This is a genomic window from Cyanobacterium sp. Dongsha4, from assembly GCF_036345015.1.
Lineage (GTDB): Bacteria > Cyanobacteriota > Cyanobacteriia > Cyanobacteriales > Cyanobacteriaceae > PCC-10605.
Map to the genome: position 1 here is coordinate 441,950 of NZ_CP084098.1, position 17,937 is coordinate 459,886.

The window sequence follows — 17,937 nt, forward strand, 5'->3', positions numbered from 1 at the left end:
AAACCTAGCTAATAGTATTTTTCCCCTGTAAATAATCTTGTATTTGGCGATCGTGATCATGAGCTAAATTGCCAATGGGAATTTCTTGGGGAGAAAAAGCCTTAACTTGGGTAATTTCCCAAGTATCTTTAACTGATAATTCTCCAGTGGCTTCAACTTCAACGAGAACACAAATAGAATGTAAACGGGGATCTCGGTCTGGAGATGAATAAACACCCACTAAGCGTGAAATATTGACTAAATCTAAACCTGTTTCCTCTTTCAACTCTCGACGGGCAGTATTGGGAACATCTTCACCCCAATCAATCATTCCTCCGGGTAAACTCCATTGTTGACAGTCTCTACGATAAACAAGGACAACTCTGCCGTCAGGTAAAATCGGCACAAGGGTAACACCCATGACAGGATGACGGAAAATTATTTTGAGAACTCCAGAAATGAATTGCCAATTACGCCACACTTTTTTGGTGCTTAAAAACTCGGTAAGTAATATATTGATGTTATCAAACTTCTATAATTTATGGGTATTTTAATTTTAGATATTAATTTGTAATAAAAAAATTATGTCATGATAATTATAAAATAACAATTACTTTGGTCATATTTTCACCAGTTTAGGGAGAAATCATTGACAATTTGTTTATAGTTTTGACAATTTATTTCTACTCCTAACCATTCGCCTAGCACCTTTAAATCTTGGTCAAAAATTAATTGTAAGTGTTTGATATTTTCTGGTGTTAAGTGGGGTTTTTCTTTCATAGTCCATAAACTTTTGATGCGATCGCGCACTACTTGGGGAATAATACTTTTGCGAATTTGTTTAAGAATAGGTGCTTCCACTAAAAAATCTCGCCATTCACTTTTTCTCATTCTTTCTGTGGAAACATTAACGGCTGACAAATCATGCCATTTTATCTCGGATTGATAACCAATAAATTTACCAATTCTTTCTAATTCCGTTTGAGGATATTTTAAAAGTCTTTCAAAAAATACTGGTAAGACTCTATCTCGTCCAAAAGTATCAAAATAAGGTTGTAGTTGAAAAGAATATTGACTATAGGCGATTAATTCAGGATATTCATAAATTGCCTGATTGATATTGATACTAATTATCCTTTGTGTCCACTCATGAATATATTGAGAAATTAAACGATCAATAGGATGACGCATCACATAGATAAATTTAACATCAGGTACGTGAAGACTGATTCGCTCAATAGTGTGTTGGTATGTAGGTAACTTTGTATAATGAGTGCTAGATTCCCCACAAATATCCTTTGATTGTGCATCCTGAAATTGAGATAAATACCATGCTATACCTTGTTGATATATCTCATCATTGCTAAAAAAATTAGGCTCTTTTAAATCGGTCATAAAAATACCAGATTGTAAAGCCAATTGTTCGTGCAGGGTACTTGTAGCGGATTTCATCGCCCCGATAATTAAAAAATCAGGCTTTTTGTTCATCTTTTTTATTCTCTTTTAAATATGGTTTTAAAGGATTGTACCAATTGAGCCAAATATCTCTTGCTTCTAATGTACAAGTTTGAGGAGGTTTACGTTCGATAATTTCCCTTGTGTAAGATATACTTCGCCCCACTAACCACAATAAATTTGCCATCCATAAACCGAAAATGCCATAAAACTTAGTAAAATATCGAGAGCGAGAAGCATATAAATATTCTGGAGGACGTTTTTTCAAGGAAATATCTTTTTTAACAGAACCACTACCGCCCCTGAGATGAACAACTCTGGCGAAGGGATAATGAATGATTTGCCACCCTGCCTCTTTTATCCGACGACAGTAATCTATATCATCGAAATACATAAAATAACCTTCATCCATTAAGCCTATTTGTTCAATGACTTTGTGTCTAATTAAAACACAAGCAAAACTTGTCCATTCAACGTCTATAGCTTGATCCGTAACAGGTAGTGGCACATCATATTTATGCAAAATTTTGGTTATTGCTCCTGTTTTAGCTGAGTTAATCAATTCGTTTAAAGGAGAGCGATTTCGAAAACAGCTAATTTGAGGTTCACCATCTAACCACTCTAAGCGAGGACTCACTATCCCTGCTCTATGATATTTATTTATTGCTTCTAATAAAATTTTGATTGAGCCACTACGGACGATAGTATCACTATTTAAGAGCAAATAGTTCTCAGCTTTTACCGTTTTAATTCCTAAATTATTTCCATAGGAAAAGCCTCCATTAACTTCCGACTCGATGACGAATGCCCAATCTTCCCAACTTGAAAGTGCGATCGCATCTTTTATTAAACTGACGGAGTCATCCTCCGAGTGATTATCTACCACAATAACCCTTGTTGGTGGCAAACCGTCAATTTCTGAAGCCAGTGATTTTAAACAATCAATAGTTAACTTCGGAGTACGATAATTAACAATAACAATACTTAAGTAATAGGAATTTGTTTGTTCCGACATGACAATTAACTCATATCTTAATCATAAAACTAATTTTAGAACAGCTTTTCTCTCTCGCAATAATTGCTTATTTTGTCTATTCTCAATTCTAAAATTTTTGACAAATCCCTATTACCCAGAAATAAACTTAGTTACATGAATATATCTTTTTTATTTGGTCTTCACTAAGCTCTACTGTTACTCTAATCTGCTTTGTTTGGATAAGGGTTTTTAAGCAGATATTCAACATAGAAACTGGGCGATTAATTTCTTGTTTTAAGGACTTTAAGGTTAATCCCTTGGGGTTTTCTTGAATAATTTGTAAAATTCTTTCTGTAGTAGTTAAACCGCCCCTTGATTTTATAAACTTGATTCTTGCCATTGATTTTTCCTCACACACAAAATATTAAAAAAATATTAAATCACATTTCTACAAGTCTTGATTGACAATGATGAGTTGATGGTCAAAAATAGAGACAAGAAAATTCTGAATGTGTTTGTTTTGGGAGTAAAAAATTGTCTCAAGGAGAAAAACCACAGTTACCCCCTAGTGCAGATATTGAATTAGATCATAGTTATCGAGCAAATACAGAAAAATGGTTCGAGTATCCCATTGTTGTACATCCTCATCATACTGACTATGGCGGGATTGTGTGGCATGGTAATTATGTTGCTTGGATGGAGGAGGCTAGGGTTGAGTGTTTACAATCTATTGGTATTGATTATGCCCATTTAGTGGAATTAGGATATGAGTTGCCAGTTGTAGAAGTAAATATTCGTTATCATCGTTCTTTGAAAATGGGCGATCGCGCTATTGTTAAAACCAGAGTCAATGATTTAGAAGGAGTAAGAATCCACTGGGATTATGAAATTACAGCGTGGCGAGGAAATATAACTTATGTTACGGGTAAAATTACCTTAGTGGGAATTGATCGGGAAAAAGGTAAAATTATGCGACAGTTGCCACCAGTGTTAAAGGATGCACTTATAAAATTATAAAAATACAGTCTAATTTATTAAAAGGGGTTAATAATGAGTCAAGAAGAAAAAAACATGACTTTTCTAATAGGACTACTACTCGGTAGCAGTATCGCTACCATTGCTACTCTATTACTAACTCCTCGAACTGGTAAGGAAAACCGTAAAATTATTGCTAAAACAGCTCAAGCCTTACCTGAAATGACAGAAGATATATCATCCACCATGCAAAATAACACTCTTCGTTTATCTTCTTCCGTCACCGCAAAATGGCATAACACATTAGAACGACTACAAGTTGCGATCGCTGCTGGAATTGAAGCAAGTCGCCTTAAAGATGATTGAAATCAGAAAGACATCAAAAATGTATAACAAATATACAACTATTTCATCTCAAATAAAAAACACCCCATGAATGAACCCCTATTCTGGCTCGGCTTATCCCTTTGTCTTGTAGCCACTAGCTTAACTGCTGTCTTAATTGCACTTATACCAGTAGTGCAGGAATTGAGCAGAGCGGCTCGTAGTGCAGAAAAACTGTTTGATACTTTAAATAGAGAATTTCCTGATACCTTAGAAGCGATTAGAGTAACCAATATAGAAATCACAGAATTGAGCGAAGAAATGAAAGGGGGAGTAAAAAGTGCTTCTGGAGCAGTACAAAAAGTCGATCGCACTCTCATTAATGCAAAAAAACAAGTAGAAAGTGCGCAAACAAAAAGTAAAAGTTTTTGGATTGGCTTAAAAACAGGTCTTCAAGCATGGAAAGATTATGATAAATCTTAAAGAAGTTCGGAGTTCGGAGTTCGGGGTTAGGAGTTCGGAAAGAGGTTTCAGGTATTAGGGAAGCGTGTTAATTAAATAAATACTTTTGCCTTTTGACCTTTTTTCTTTTCTTTGCCCCTTGCCCCTTGCTTTGTGCTGATACAACCCTGTTCAGAATTATTCTATGACTTTGAGAAATTTTGCCATCGGTGTGAGAGATAATCCTTGAATCAAAACTGAAATAATTACCAAGAAAAATACAAGGTTAAAAATTTGATCTGCGTACTCAAAACCCTGAGTAATGGGCATAATCGAAAGTACAATTGGTACTGCCCCCCTTAAGCCAACCCAAGAAACAAATAGCTTATCAGCCTGTTTATACTTAGAAAAAGGTGCAAGACATAAAAATACACTAATAGGACGAGCTATCAAAATTAAAAAGAGTGCGATCGCAATTCCAACATAAATATTGGAAAGTAAATCAGAAGGAAAAACCAATAAACCAAGAGTTAAAAACATTGTTATTTCCATTAACCACGATAAACCATCATGAAAACTAACAATTAATTCCTTTTTTAAAACATTACTATTACTAAAAACGATACCTGTAATATAAACAGCAAGAAAAGGATTACCACGAGCAAAAGCTGTGATACTAAAAATCATGAGTAATAAACCAAAACCACAAACAGGATAAAGCCCATCCGAAACCAAACGAACACGGTTAATAACCCATACCATAAATAAACCGCCATAGTAGCCCAAAAAAGAACCGATCAGTATTTGTAGCAATAAATTTAAAATGATCACGGTGGGATTAAATACCCCTTGGGCTAAGATTCCAATGATAGAAGTTGCTAAAAGTATTGCGGTGGGGTCATTACTGCCAGATTCCAGTTCTAACAGAGGTTGTAAATTATTTTTTAACTTAATGTTGCTAGACTTTAACACGGAAAAAACCGCCGCCGCATCCGTAGAAGATACGATCGCACCTAATAATAATCCTTCTGTCCAACTAATACCCTCAACTCCTAAATTAAAACTGGAAAAACTACCAAGAATAAACCATGCAAAACTACCGACTAAAACCGCCGTGATACCAACTCCCACGGTTGAGAGAACTAAACCTTCTTTGATGATAGGACGTATTTCTTGCCATTTAGTATCCAATCCCCCTGAGAAAAGAATGATTACCAAAGCAGAGTCGGCAACATACTGACTGACACCATAACTTTCAAAATCAATGCCACCGATACCTTGACTTCCAGACAGAATACCAATCAAGAGAAATAAAAGTAAAGCAGGAACTCCCAAACGAGATGCTATTTTACTAGCAAACACACTGGCTAATATTAATATGCCAAAAATTAAAAAGAGTTCCTCTATGGATAAGTAACTTAGATTCATTAGTATTTATGAAACACATTTTCAGTAATTAATCTTATCAAACACTTCTTTTAAAACTTTTGCTGATTGCTGTAATAATTTTTCCTCTTCTTCAGAAAGAGCCAAGTTAACCGTCTTGATAATACCTCTTTCACTAACAACTCTAGGAATACTTAAACAAACATCCTCAATACCATATATTCCCGTCATTAAACCACTAACCGTTAAAATTCTTTCCTGAGAATTAAGAATAGCCTTAACAATATCTGTGGTTGCTAAACCTATAGCATAAGAAGTGTAGCCTTTTAACTTAATAATGTCATAAGCCGCATTTTGAACTTTTTGAAAAATTCCCGACAAAGTAGCTTTTTCATCTTCAGGCAAATCAGCCCATGTATTCGGCACAAGTTTCATCCCCCCAACATTTGCGGTACTCCACACAGGTACTTCACTATCTCCATGTTCACCAATAATATAAGCATGAACACTACGAGGGTCAATATCCATTTCTTTAGCTAATAAGGTACGAAAACGGGCAGTATCAAGCACAGTGCCACTACCAATAACTCTGGAACTAGGAAACCCAGTAATTTTAAGGGTTGCATAAGTCATAATGTCCACAGGATTTGTCACCACTAAAATAATTGCTTCAGGACAATACTTAACCACATCAGCAAGAATTTTTTTGTAAATAGCGATATTTCTTTCTAGCAAACTCAGGCGACTTTCCCCTTCTTTTTGAGCAACTCCTGCCGTAATAATCACAATATCTGCATTTCTGCCCTCATCCGCAATTGTTCCAGATTTGATGTCTGTGGGAGCAATAAAGGGCATTCCATGAGAAAAATCCATGACTTCCCCTTCCAATTTATCTGAGGCAATGTCTTGCAAAATTAATTCATCAAAACAATCTTGAATTAACATTGAGTAAGCACAAGCTAGTCCCACTTGTCCTAAACCAATAATAATGCCCTTCCGAGGACGTAAAGAAGTGGGGTTTTCAGCACAAGGATTAGATAATAGTATTTTTTCAAACATGATTTTTATTCCAATGGTTTGATTTGGCAATATAGCAAGTTGAGGATAACAAATGGTTAAGATAATCTAAATTCTTGAACCATTAATTTAACACTACCTGAACCCTGACACCTACTCTTATCTAATATTCTTCAACCGAACTGAGGTTAATTATTATTCAATGACAACAAAACCTAAAAAACTTAGATCATAGGTTTGAACACGTGCGATCGCATCTTTAAGTTGAGAAAAAGAGGTTTGTCTTAATTTAATTACCATAATAATACCTTCTGTTTTTTGAGCAAGTAAACTCAAATCGAAAGATTCAAGAAAGAACGAACTATTATAAATAGTTAAAGCATAATGTTGTGCAATTTGATCTACCAAATTTTGAGCTACTTCTGAACTTAAATGTAAAGGCTTCTCCGAATCGGCGTCTTCAGCACTGAGAATAGTAACATTTTCCTGTTTTCCTAATTTATCTAGGATAGATAGCTCTAAAGCAGGAATGGATAACAAATCTTTTAACTTAGAGCAAGTGTTATTGCTAAAAAATTCATGTATTTCTGGTTGAATGGTGTTAGCTTCAATTAATAATACTTTTTGATCAATTTCGGTTGCTGTTTTTGCTAAATTAGCGGCAATATATGCCTGTTCATCGGTAGGATGTAAGGAAGTAACAAGAATACGATTTTTATGATTGTTAGGTAATTGAAAATGAAGATTTGTATAAACTTGAGAAAGTGATATGTGTATGGGAGTTATCTTTTGATAAACGTTTTTTGAGTCACGAAAAAAATTCTCTTCCTCAAGGGTAACTTGGTCTTTTTTCTTTTCTTCTAATTCAACCACTCCCAAAATGGGCAAACCAAAAGCATACTCTAAATCACTGGTTTCATAGATTATATCTCTTCTCTTCTCAAGTGCGATCGCAATTAATAAACCCAACATCGCCCCCAAACCAGTACCAAACGCTAATTTCTTCTCAGGCTCAGGGGAATAACCCGTCAAGTTACCACTGGAATCAATTGGTATTTGTGGAGGAGAAAGAATTTGCCAAGGAATTTGTTTTTGAGCAACTTCTACTCCTAGAGTTTCCCGTTGATTAGTTAATTGGTTTAGTATATTTGTATCCAAAGTAATTTGACGATCGAGATCATTGTATTCTTTGATGACACCAGGCATTACTGCTAATTGAGAACTGGTTTGAGCCTGACTATTTTTTAAAGACTGATAACGAGAAGAAAGAGTATCAATTTGATTTTGTGTTTCAATTAACTTTTGAATTAAAGCCAAACGACTAGCATCCTGATAGGCGAAAACCCTAGGATTAACATTAGGATCAATATTATTTTCTCGTAAAACTCTGGTAGTTTCTTTGTCTAATAAATTACTAATATTATCTTTTTGGTCTTGTAAATTTAATATCGTGGGATGGTTTTCTGTTAACTGTGCTGATTGTTGAGCAATTTGTGAATCTATGGCTTGTAAATCCAATAATAACTGTTGTCTTTTGGGATCTTGACTAAGAGTAGAAGCAATCAGAGACTCTGCCGGTGTTAAACCTAAATCTTTCTGGAGATTTTTGGCAAGTATATTTAATTCCTTTAATTGGGATTCAATATTAAAAATTTCTTGAGTAAATTCTGTATTGCGTTGAAATAAAGTATCTCCCTTGACTTGAGGACTGATTAATTCGTACTGAGACTGTAGCTCTTTTTGCCTATTTTGTAGTTTGTCAATTCTTTGGCGAATTTCGGGCAATTGTTCATTAATAAACTTTACACCGGACTCTAAATTTCTTTCTCGTTCCTCTTGACTATATCGTAGGTACTGCTCTGACGCAGTTTCTAAGACTGACATCACTAAATCAGGATTTTCATGTTGATAGCGTACAGAAATAACCTTAGTTTGATCAAACCGACTTTTTCCCTGTTGGGCTCTCTCTACAACTAAATCTTGTCCAAAAGTTTTTAACAAATAAGCAGGTGGATATAAAGGATAATTTTGATTAACTTTTTCCGCTATCTGTTGAAGAATATTATTACTTTTAAGAATTCTTAAAATTGTTGGATAATCAACCGAAAGTAAATCCTCATTTACATTGCCGCCAGTTCGAGCTAAGGTTGTCGGTTCGGTTAGTTTTTCTGCGGAGGTTACAGGTTCAACTAACATTTCAAAACTACCTGAATAGATAACAGAATCTGTTTTACTCCATAAAAATGCAGGAACAAAACCAGAAATAGCAAAAATAAGAATAATTAACCAACGACGCTTAACAACATTTAAATAGAATTTTGGCAAACTACCTTTTTTTACGGCCACTACAGGGGCTAATTCTTCTTCGTCATTTTCTGTTACTGCAAAGGAACTTGTTGTTTCATCCACCACTGTTTTAACTCAAAATATTTAGTACTCAAAGATAAATAATTAATAATATTAGGAAAAATAAGAGTCTTCAAGCTAATTTTCCTTATCAGTTTAACATTCTGATCTCAAACCATGATATTCTGAATTTTACAAACCATTTTTACCTAAACTCTAGCTAAATAAAAAATTATGTCCTCCCCTGGATTTTCTTCTGATAGTGGGCAATATGATGATACTGAGATTGTCACCATCTTTGACGATGAGGGGCGATCGCTCGATTGTTATATTGAGAATGAAATTGAATATGATGGCAAAATATATGTTTTACTAATGCCTATTGATCTGGCCATCGTCATTTTAACGGAAGAAATAGATTCCGATGATAATGAATACAGTGAAACCGTTATGGTAGAAGAAAATGAAGAACTTGATGGTATATTTGATGATGCAAAAGCTGTTTTAGGAGAATTAAACTTATATTTGAAGCGGACAGGTTTTATCTTAACTGCTAGTGGAGAATTACCACCTTTGGAAGAAAATAATATTATTAGCTTAGAAATCGAAGAACACACCTCAGAAATAGAACCCGAAGAATTACAGTTTTTAGCCAGTTTTTACTCAGAAGAACAAAAATATAATATTTGCACCCCTCTAAGCCCCATTTTATTTATCGGCGAGAAAGACGGTTTTGGTAAAATAAATATAATACAGTCTCAAGAAGAAGAAGTAAGTTGGATTCTCGAAGAATTGCTTTTTGAAGATTACGAGGACAATTAAAAAAAGAAAAATTCGGGGTTATGGGTTCAGCATTAGGAGTTTTTAGCGGTCAACTATTCATCAATTAGTAGTTATATGAGTCAATTAACACTTAATTTAATTCAAGGTTCAGTTTCCTTTAACTTTACCTCCAGTGCGGCGGAAAATTTACAGACAGAAATTAATAATTTAATGCAAAGTCTTAAAGAAATTGCCTTGCAAAATAAAACGGGAGGTAAACCAACCCCAAAAACAGCAATGGAGTATCAATATACAGGAGATGTATTTTTAGAACTTTTTTGTAATCCCAATATTTATCCTAGTCCTTTCTCTGCTAAAGTATTAGTCACCCTCAGAAGCCCTCAAATACGACTTACTAGCGAAGCAGAGTTAACCCGTTTAGTGGAAGACTTAGAGCAGTATTTGCAGACAATTTGAATAATAAATTTCCCTTTTTTCTTTTATTTCCTCAATACCGAATATCGCTTATTTAAACTTTTTTTTCGCATTATCAAAAGCATCTTTCATAACCTCTTTAATCTGATTTGGATCTGGTTTTTTGCCCCCCATTAAATCCCCGAAATAAACACAAGCTCCTTCTCCTAAAGCCCATGTATAAGCACCAGCCCAAGATGCGGCCACCACAGAACCAAATCCCGGCACAAACTTAATTAACTCTCTACCTATGGCTTGTGCCAAAAATCCTCCTGCGATCGCACTTAAAATACCACCTGCTTGAGAAGCACTGATTTTCTGTCCATAAAGTTGACCTAATACTCCCACCATCGTCACCTCTAAGGCAGTTAAAACGGGCATCGTCGCAAAAGGTAAAGGCACTGCCGCAACAGTACCAGCCATAATGGAAAAGGCTAATATGTAACGTCTGGCAACATCTCGATAAATACTTCCTAATTGAGAGTCCACTGTTTGATCTAATAACTTGTGAATTGTTTGAGCTTCCGCAGAAGGTAATAATTCTGCCAAAGAATCTCTTAAGGCTTCTAAACCATAAAAAACAGGATTATATTCATCTTGTTCTAAGGTAAAATCAATTAAAACAGCTTGATCAAATAATCCTTGAAAAGTATTTTTAATTTCTGTAAATGCCCTTTCTATTTCAGAAAAAGTAGGGGGATAATCGGGGTGATTAGTATCATAACTAGGGTAAAGTTCATGTAACGATGTAACTACCAGTAAACAGGGAATCTGAGGATATTTTTTCTGGAGATTTTCCGCTACCATTTTAAGGCTATCCGTGGCGAAATCGTTAATTTTTACCGTAAGAATTAATATTCTAGCTTTTTTGCTTTCCTGCTCTAATTCAGCCGTTAATTCTTCAATTATGACCTCCGTACTGTTATTTATGTCCCCTAAACCAACGGTATCAGTAAAAATTAATAGAGGTAAATCTTCCGAAGGATAAGCATAACGCTCGGTGTGTTGAGTATGGGGGCGAAACCCCTGCCCCACAATTTCCTTTCCTACCCCTGTTAATCCCCTCACAATAGAGCTTTTTCCCGCTTGTGGTTTTCCAATTAAAAGAGCTTCAGTGGTGGGAAGTTGAGATCGCACCTCTGCTAATATTTTTTTTATTTCTTCTTCATCAACTCGAAATAAATTAAGTGCTTTTTTAGCGGTATCTGTGACAGAAGGCAGTTTCATTCTTCTTGGTTAAACAATCTTAAGATTAGATCAAATTAAATCATATATAGCAATCCTAAATCATTTCTGAGAATTATCCTCTAAACAAAACTAAAAAGGAAAAAAACAACACCCCAGACAACCACAATGATTTTTTACACAAAAAAAGAGGGCTGTTAACCCTCCTTTACTATATACCCCCAAGGGAATTCGAATCCCTGTCGCCTCCGTGAAAGGGAGGTGTCCTAGGCCTCTAGACGATGGGGGCTTGGACTTGTAACGTTTAACTTGCTTTGTTTTCACTCGTTTAACGCACATATATTAATATAACGAACCTTTTTTAAAATGTCAACAAAAAAATCAACTTTGCACAAAAATTTTTTTCAATAACCCCAAAACTTAGACAAAAAGCAAGAGAAAAGTAGGTTATATGGGTATTAGGGGTTAGGAGTTATTAATTATCAACTATTTACTTTTGCCCTTTTAACTTTGCCTTTTTCTCCATCACTCTATAGATGAAAATTTATCCCGAACTCAGGTTATTTATTAATTGTCTTTATTTTTTACCCAATAAATGTTATGTCCAACTGGTATTTCTGCTGATAATATTGATGATTAATGAACACTTAATTAAATAACTATGCTCAAAATCGAACTACCTCAAATTCCTTCCCCCGCATGGCAGTGTGAAATCGGAAAAGAATGGGAAAAACCCTATACAGTACGCTACGCTAGTAATTTAGATGATGGGGCTAATCATGGTATGCCGTTGGGTGGTTTTGGTGGTGGTTGTGTTGGTAGAGGAGTAAATGGTGAATTTAATCTTTGGCACATTGATGGTGGTAATCATATTTATCAGTCTTTACCAGCCTGTCAGTTTAGTGTTTTTGAGCAAGTAGAAGGAGAAACTCCTCAAGTATATGCCATGAGTACCAATTCCCCGACTGATGGTAGTTTATCAAGTTGGGCTTGGTATCCCCAAGGAAAAGGCACATATTCCGCACTTTATCCTCGTAGTTGGTTTGACTATCAAGGGGTGTTTAAATCTCGTCTTATCTGTGAGCAGTTTTCCCCTATTTGGGCAGGAAGTTATCAAGAATCTAGTTATCCTTTGGCTGTGTTTGAGTGGAGTGTGCATAATCCTACTGATAAGGAAATCACTCTGAGTATTATGTTTACATGGCAAAATAGTGTGGGTTGGTTTACCAATGCTATTAAGTCTCCTACGGTAAAAGTTAGAGATGATGGTAGTCCTGAGTATGAATATCGACCAAAATGGGGAGATAGCACAGGTAATTTGAATCAGTGGATTCAGGATAATTTTAGGGTAGGATGTTTGTTCGATCGCATCCGTATGGAAGAACAACCCCAAGAGGGGGAAGGGCAATGGGCAATTTCTAGCATCACAAACCCTAGTTTAGAAGTCTTTTATCATAGTCGTTGGAATCCCAAGGGAGATGGTGCAGATATATGGGATTATTTTGCTATGAATGGCTCTTTACCAGATTATCAGGATGAGACGCCCGCCGAACCAGGAGAACAAATTGCGGGGGCAATGGCGATTAGATTTACGGTTAAACCGGGGAAAACGAAAAAAATTCCTTTTATCCTAGCATGGGACTTTCCCGTAACCGAATTTGCTCAGGGAATCACTTATTATCGCCGTTACACAGATTTTTTTGGTAGAAATGGGCGTAATGCTTGGGCAATTGTACGCACAGCATTGAAACACCATGATATGTGGCAAAATCGCATAAAAGAGTGGCAAAAACCAATCCTAGATCAAGTTGATTTACCAGAATGGCTAAAAATGGCTTTATTTAACGAATTATATTTGTTGAGTGAAGGGGGAAGTTTATGGACTGCCGCAACGGAAAATGACCCTGTGGGACAATTTGGGGTTTTAGAATGTATTGATTATCGTTGGTATGAAAGTTTAGATGTACGTTTATATGGTTCTTTTCCTCTAATTATGATGTGGCCTCGTTTAGATAAATCAATTATGGAGGCTTTTAGTCGGGCAATTCCTACGGAAGATAAAACCCCTCGTATTATTGGCTATAATCAGGCACAAGCTATCAGGAAAGCAAAAGGAGCAACTCCCCACGATTTAGGTGCACCCAATGAGCATCCTTGGGAAAAAAGTAACTATACCAGTTATCAAGATTGTAATTTATGGAAAGATTTGGGCTGTGATTTTGTTTTGCTAGTTTATCGAGACTATTTATTTACTGGTGGTTTAGATCAAGATTTCTTGTGGGAATGTTGGGATAGTGTAGTGGAAACTCTCCATTATGTGAAAACTTTTGATTTAGATGGTGATGGTATCCCCGAAAATTCTGGAGCTCCTGATCAAACTTTTGATGATTGGCGTTTACAAGGTATTAGTGCTTACTGTGGCGGTTTATGGATTGCAGGATTAGAAGCGGCTATCGCTATTGGTAAGACGTTGATTGCTAATCCCCCTATGAATCCTCGTTTACAACCTGATGATTACCCTCAAGGAATTAAAGATGCGATCGCAGTTTTTCAACAATGGTTAACTCAAGCGAGAAGTCTTTATCATGAAACTCTTTGGAACGGGGAATATTACCGCCTTGACAGTGAAAGTGGTTCGGATGTGGTTATGGCTGACCAACTATGCGGACAGTTTTATGCTCAATTATTAGGATTACCTGATGTTGTGGAATCGAAATATGTAGAATCTACCCTCAGAAAAGTATATGATGCTTGTTTCTTAAAATTTCATGATGGTAAATTTGGTATTGCTAATGGAGTAAAGCCCGATGGAAAACCAGTTAAAGAAAATGACACTCATCCTTTAGAAGTGTGGACAGGTATTAACTATGGTATCGTTGCTTTTATGATTCTCAACGGCATGAAACAAGAAGGATTAAGAGTAGCAGAAACTGTAGTTAAACAAGTCTATGAAAATGGGCTACAATTTCGTACCCCTGAAGCCATCACAGCAGTAGGCACATTTCGGGCAAGTCATTATTTAAGAGCAATGGCAGTATGGGCTATTTACTATAGTCTGGAGAAAAAATAGCAATTTACGAAAAATAATAATTATTTTTTAAGTCTTTGAGACTGTTTCTTGTTCTCTACTTTCCTGAACCCACTTTTTCATCAACCTTTACTAAGCTAAGACGCACTTAACTTGCATTTTTCCTTAGTTTTTGAAAATAACTCAAACCCTTATCTTTTCCCTTTTCCCTATCTTAACCAGACAACTTAAATGTACTCCTAGCTTAATCAATCCTTTATTGCTTCATCGAGTCTGTGAACTACCCACACAGATGCGATCGCTCTTTATTTTTTTAGTAACGTTAAAATAGAACCTAGGTTAACTATAGTTAACAAAATGAACTGGATTAAACGCCTATAATTAGTTATCAGTATCCCATAAGGATCTAAGTCTATGATTGATATAATTATTATTACAATTTTTGTCCTTGCCTTTGGAGGTGTTGGTTTTGACATAGTCGAACTTCTCCCCTCCGAGATTCAAAATCAGGTATCGAACATCCAAGCCTTAAGATGGTTAGTGGCAGGTTTTGCATCCATTATTGGTTTAGCCATAGGTTTAGTGGCACAAACTACCTACCGTCGTTTAGAACAAAAAATCCGTCAAACACCGATTGAAGTTATTATCACCAGAGCTATTGGCTTGGCAATGGGTTTATTATTAGCAAACTTATTATTAGCACCTATTTTCTTATTGCCTGTTCCAAACAATTTTAGCTTTATAAAACCCATGATTGCGATTTTGGGTAGCGTTATGTTTACCGTTTTAGGAGTATCTTTAGCCGACACTCACGGACGTACTTTTTTACGTCTGATTAATCCTAACAGTATTGAGTCAATGTTAGTTGCAGAAGGCACATTAACCCCCGTTGCCACAAAAATTTTAGATACCAGTTGTATCATTGATGGCAGAATACAACAATTATTAGCCACTGGTTTTATTGAAGGTCAAATTTTAGTCCCTCAATTTATTCTCGCTGAATTGCAACAACTAGCCGATGCCACTAATGACCAAAAAAGAGTAAGAGGCAGAAGAGGCTTAGATATTCTCAATCAAATGCAGGAAGAATATCCCGATAAAATAGTCATCCATCCCGAAGAATATGAAGACGTTACAACTGTGGACGCTAAACTACTTCATTTAGCCCATGATATTAATGCAGTTTTAATCACCAATGATTTTAACTTGAGTAAAGTTGCAACTTTGCAGAAAATTACCATACTCAATGTTAATGATTTAGCTCAGGCAGTACGCCCAATTTATCTACCTGGCGATTATATAGACCTCAAAATTCTTAAACACGGAAAAGAACCCACTCAGGGAATTGGTTACTTAGATGACGGTACAATGGTCGTAGTTGAAGAAGCAAATGGCCATGTGGGAGAAGAGCTAAGAGTTGTTGTTACTTCAGCTTTACAAACTTCTGCTGGTAGAATGATTTTTGCTAAAACCTACGCTTCTGCTGTTTCCTAATTAATCTCATTGGGTAAGTTTTTACTCTGTCTCAACTTTAATCTTGTATAGCTCAAAAAAATGCCTAATTAACCTAAAACCTGATACCTGAAACCCGACACCTGACACCTAGTTAAAAGCGTCTTTTAAAGCTGTACGGGCCGCTAAGTTACTTCTTGTGGTTGCTAAAATGTCGGCTTCTCTTTGTAGCCTTTCCCCTGTGTTATCTATCTCTAGCAGTGCTTGTTGTTCACTCGCTACCCCATAAAGGTTACTAGCAACCCAGTAGGATAATTCTATCGGTTGAGTAGGTAAGTTTTCAGGTAACTCTATTTTTTGATCTGTTAATTTGGCTGAAAGTTTAACAACATCATGAAGTAAAGTTGTTACTTCCTCGGCTTTTGGATGGAGATTTTCTTGGGGAGGTTGGTCTTCAAACCATTCTACTAAACCAACTCTATAAGGTTTTTGTCTCACATATTCAAGTAGTCTAAACCTTTGTTGTCCTAGGGTAAGCACTTTCATGCGATCGTCTGGTAATCTTTCAAAGTGGATTATCTCAGCACAACATCCTACTTTTGCTATTTCTCCACTAATAGGATCTATCATTAATACTCCAAAACGTCGATCATATTCAAGAATTGTATTCATCATCATGCGATAACGAAACTCAAAAATATGTAGAGGTAAAGGGCGCCCCGGAAATAGCACTACTTCAGGGAGGGGAAATAATGGTAATTCTCTTACTGCAATGGAGGATGATGCCATAATTTTTATTTTTGTAGGTTGTTTCTTATAATTTTACTAATTTTCTTCTTTTTCTTCTGTGGTTTCTCGTCCAAATTTCCTTAAAAATCAATGAATTTACCCAGTTTATTGGCTATGAATTTAAAATTAACCCGAGTTCAGGATAAATTTGTCTGGTTATGGTAGCGGATTAAAAAGAGGAATTTAAGACAAAGCAACAGGTAAAGAGTAAAGGGCAATGGGCAAAGTTAAAAGGGCAAGAGGGCAAGGGGCAAAAGTAAATTAGTTTCTCCCCAACACCCTGAAACCTAGCCTTATCCGATATTTTTGCATGAAACCGAGGTGTTAAACTAATGAAAGCATACATTAGAGATAATATTCTTTACATCAATAAAGAGGATATTCCCGAATATCAAAAAGGGAAATCTGTCGTTAGAAATAATTATTTTTGGGCGTTAAAATCTATTAGCGACTATGCACCTTTTAATGGTGATTGGGAATTTTGTTGTGAAATTTGGATTGCTTTAGGTAGGATGTTGTTATTTTTCTATAATTCTGGTTACTTGGGCGATCGCGAAACCATGTTAGAATTTGAGGACGATGTCTTAATCCCTGATGAATTAAGAGCCGTTTCAACAAAATTTTAAGACTTAAACTCCATGGCAACCTTTCTTCGTCCTTTAAGTTATAAATATCAATGGTTATACGATACAATTTCTCGTCTGGCGGCAATTCCTGTGGGGGGAGAAAAAAAATTTCGTGAATTAGCCTTATTAGATTTATCAATAACCAAAGACAGCAAAATATTAGACCTTTGTTGTGGTGCAGGACAAACTACTAAATTTTTGGTCAATTATTCCACTGATGTAACAGGTTTAGATATTTCCCCTCTATCCTTAGAAAAAGCAAAAAAAAATGTTCCTCAAGCAAAATATATTGAGGGTTTCGCTCAAAAAATGCCTTTACCGGATCAATACTTTGATATTGTACATACCAGCGTTGCCTTACACGAAATGACGACAGATGAATTAGAGGCAATCTTTGCAGAAGTTTATCGAGTCTTAAAGCCAGAAGGGATATTTACTTTTATTGATTTACATAAGCCTCATAATCCTCTATTTATTCCGGGTATTTTTGCTTTTATGTGGTTATTTGAAACCGATACAGCATGGCAGTTATTGAAGACGGATTTATCGGTTAAATTAATTGATTCTGGATTTAGTATTTTAAAACAAAAATTATATGCAGGAGGCAGTTTACAGGTTATTCAGGCAAAAAAGCCATTAATTAAGGGTTGATGAAAAAGTATTTTGATTCAAAAGTTCTGTCATTAATCACCATCAAAAAAGCCCCATAATTGGGGCTTAAA

The 17,937-nt window shown here is 35.7% G+C and carries 19 protein-coding genes and 1 tRNA gene; 10 read left to right on the plus strand and 10 right to left on the minus strand.

Annotated features, from left to right (window positions below; translation table 11 throughout):
• Positions 1 to 4: 4 nt before the first annotated feature.
• The 4 genes from Dongsha4_RS01920 to Dongsha4_RS01935 all read right to left on the minus strand — a co-directional run bounded on the left by Dongsha4_RS01920 (position 5) and on the right by Dongsha4_RS01935 (position 2,810).
• A complete protein-coding gene (locus tag Dongsha4_RS01920) occupies positions 5 to 460 on the minus strand; it encodes an NUDIX hydrolase (RefSeq protein WP_330204096.1) in 456 nt (151 codons plus the stop codon).
• A 146-nt stretch (positions 461 to 606) separates the two neighbouring features.
• Complete coding sequence (locus Dongsha4_RS01925) at positions 607 to 1,467, minus strand: sulfotransferase (RefSeq protein WP_330204097.1); 861 nt, start codon at positions 1,465 to 1,467, stop codon at positions 607 to 609.
• Positions 1,451 to 2,449 (minus strand): glycosyltransferase family 2 protein, encoded by a 999-nt coding sequence (locus Dongsha4_RS01930; protein ID WP_330204098.1) that lies wholly within the window; start codon positions 2,447 to 2,449, stop codon positions 1,451 to 1,453. Before Dongsha4_RS01930 ends, Dongsha4_RS01925 begins: the two co-directional genes overlap by 17 nt.
• 127 nt (positions 2,450 to 2,576) lie before the next feature.
• Complete coding sequence (locus tag Dongsha4_RS01935; RefSeq protein WP_330204099.1) at positions 2,577 to 2,810, minus strand: winged helix-turn-helix domain-containing protein; 234 nt, start codon at positions 2,808 to 2,810, stop codon at positions 2,577 to 2,579.
• A gap of 134 nt (positions 2,811 to 2,944) precedes the next feature.
• Here Dongsha4_RS01935 and Dongsha4_RS01940 point away from each other — a divergent pair, with 134 nt between their 5' ends.
• The 3 genes from Dongsha4_RS01940 (at position 2,945) to Dongsha4_RS01950 (ending at position 4,192) form a co-directional block, all read left to right on the plus strand.
• Positions 2,945 to 3,427, plus strand: a complete 483-nt coding sequence (locus tag Dongsha4_RS01940; protein WP_330204100.1) for a thioesterase family protein — start codon at positions 2,945 to 2,947, stop codon at positions 3,425 to 3,427.
• 33 nt (positions 3,428 to 3,460) lie between these two features.
• Positions 3,461 to 3,751: a YtxH domain-containing protein gene (locus Dongsha4_RS01945; protein ID WP_330204101.1), complete on the plus strand. Its 291-nt coding sequence runs from the start codon at positions 3,461 to 3,463 to the stop codon at positions 3,749 to 3,751.
• A 66-nt stretch (positions 3,752 to 3,817) separates the two neighbouring features.
• Positions 3,818 to 4,192: a DUF948 domain-containing protein gene (locus Dongsha4_RS01950; RefSeq protein WP_330204102.1), complete on the plus strand. Its 375-nt coding sequence runs from the start codon at positions 3,818 to 3,820 to the stop codon at positions 4,190 to 4,192.
• 156 nt (positions 4,193 to 4,348) lie between these two features.
• Here Dongsha4_RS01950 and Dongsha4_RS01955 read toward each other — a convergent pair whose 3' ends face one another.
• The 3 genes from Dongsha4_RS01955 to Dongsha4_RS01965 all read right to left on the minus strand — a co-directional run bounded on the left by Dongsha4_RS01955 (position 4,349) and on the right by Dongsha4_RS01965 (position 8,962).
• Positions 4,349 to 5,578, minus strand: a complete 1,230-nt coding sequence (locus tag Dongsha4_RS01955; protein ID WP_330204103.1) for a potassium/proton antiporter — start codon at positions 5,576 to 5,578, stop codon at positions 4,349 to 4,351.
• A gap of 21 nt (positions 5,579 to 5,599) precedes the next feature.
• Positions 5,600 to 6,595 carry an L-lactate dehydrogenase gene (locus Dongsha4_RS01960; RefSeq protein ID WP_330204104.1) on the minus strand — a complete coding sequence of 332 codons (996 nt, stop codon included), beginning with the start codon at positions 6,593 to 6,595 and terminating at the stop codon, positions 5,600 to 5,602.
• 153 nt (positions 6,596 to 6,748) lie between these two features.
• Entirely contained in the window at positions 6,749 to 8,962 is a 2,214-nt protein-coding gene (locus tag Dongsha4_RS01965; protein WP_330204105.1) for a hypothetical protein, read from the minus strand.
• Positions 8,963 to 9,133: 171 nt separating this feature from the next.
• Here Dongsha4_RS01965 and Dongsha4_RS01970 point away from each other — a divergent pair, with 171 nt between their 5' ends.
• Positions 9,134 to 9,721: a DUF3727 domain-containing protein gene (locus tag Dongsha4_RS01970; RefSeq protein ID WP_330204106.1), complete on the plus strand. Its 588-nt coding sequence runs from the start codon at positions 9,134 to 9,136 to the stop codon at positions 9,719 to 9,721.
• A 75-nt stretch (positions 9,722 to 9,796) separates the two neighbouring features.
• The gene (locus Dongsha4_RS01975; RefSeq protein WP_330204107.1) at positions 9,797 to 10,138 is read left to right on the plus strand and encodes a hypothetical protein; all 342 of its coding nucleotides are present in this window, start codon (positions 9,797 to 9,799) and stop codon (positions 10,136 to 10,138) included.
• 48 nt (positions 10,139 to 10,186) lie between these two features.
• Here Dongsha4_RS01975 and Dongsha4_RS01980 read toward each other — a convergent pair whose 3' ends face one another.
• Positions 10,187 to 11,362 carry a YcjF family protein gene (locus Dongsha4_RS01980; RefSeq protein WP_330204108.1) on the minus strand — a complete coding sequence of 392 codons (1,176 nt, stop codon included), beginning with the start codon at positions 11,360 to 11,362 and terminating at the stop codon, positions 10,187 to 10,189.
• Positions 11,363 to 11,536: 174 nt separating this feature from the next.
• A tRNA-Glu gene (locus tag Dongsha4_RS01985) sits at positions 11,537 to 11,609 on the minus strand.
• Between the two features lie 372 nt (positions 11,610 to 11,981).
• On the opposite strand from Dongsha4_RS01985, the gene Dongsha4_RS01990 reads away from it, so the two are divergent.
• The 3 genes from Dongsha4_RS01990 to Dongsha4_RS02000 all read left to right on the plus strand — a co-directional run bounded on the left by Dongsha4_RS01990 (position 11,982) and on the right by Dongsha4_RS02000 (position 15,842).
• The gene (locus tag Dongsha4_RS01990; protein ID WP_330204109.1) at positions 11,982 to 14,390 is read left to right on the plus strand and encodes a GH116 family glycosyl hydrolase; all 2,409 of its coding nucleotides are present in this window, start codon (positions 11,982 to 11,984) and stop codon (positions 14,388 to 14,390) included.
• A gap of 130 nt (positions 14,391 to 14,520) precedes the next feature.
• Positions 14,521 to 14,679 carry a hypothetical protein gene (locus tag Dongsha4_RS01995; protein ID WP_330204110.1) on the plus strand — a complete coding sequence of 53 codons (159 nt, stop codon included), beginning with the start codon at positions 14,521 to 14,523 and terminating at the stop codon, positions 14,677 to 14,679.
• An 83-nt stretch (positions 14,680 to 14,762) separates the two neighbouring features.
• Entirely contained in the window at positions 14,763 to 15,842 is a 1,080-nt protein-coding gene (locus Dongsha4_RS02000) for a PIN/TRAM domain-containing protein (RefSeq protein ID WP_099435556.1), read from the plus strand.
• Positions 15,843 to 15,950: 108 nt separating this feature from the next.
• Here Dongsha4_RS02000 and Dongsha4_RS02005 read toward each other — a convergent pair whose 3' ends face one another.
• Positions 15,951 to 16,589 carry an LON peptidase substrate-binding domain-containing protein gene (locus tag Dongsha4_RS02005; RefSeq protein WP_330204111.1) on the minus strand — a complete coding sequence of 213 codons (639 nt, stop codon included), beginning with the start codon at positions 16,587 to 16,589 and terminating at the stop codon, positions 15,951 to 15,953.
• Positions 16,590 to 16,921: 332 nt separating this feature from the next.
• Between Dongsha4_RS02005 and Dongsha4_RS02010 the strand changes: the two genes are divergently transcribed.
• Together Dongsha4_RS02010 and Dongsha4_RS02015 are read left to right on the plus strand one after the other, a co-directional pair.
• Positions 16,922 to 17,215, plus strand: coding sequence for a hypothetical protein (locus Dongsha4_RS02010; RefSeq protein WP_330204112.1), 294 nt, complete (start codon positions 16,922 to 16,924; stop codon positions 17,213 to 17,215).
• 12 nt (positions 17,216 to 17,227) lie between these two features.
• A complete protein-coding gene (locus Dongsha4_RS02015; protein WP_330204113.1) occupies positions 17,228 to 17,866 on the plus strand; it encodes a class I SAM-dependent methyltransferase in 639 nt (212 codons plus the stop codon).
• Positions 17,867 to 17,937: the final 71 nt, after the last annotated feature.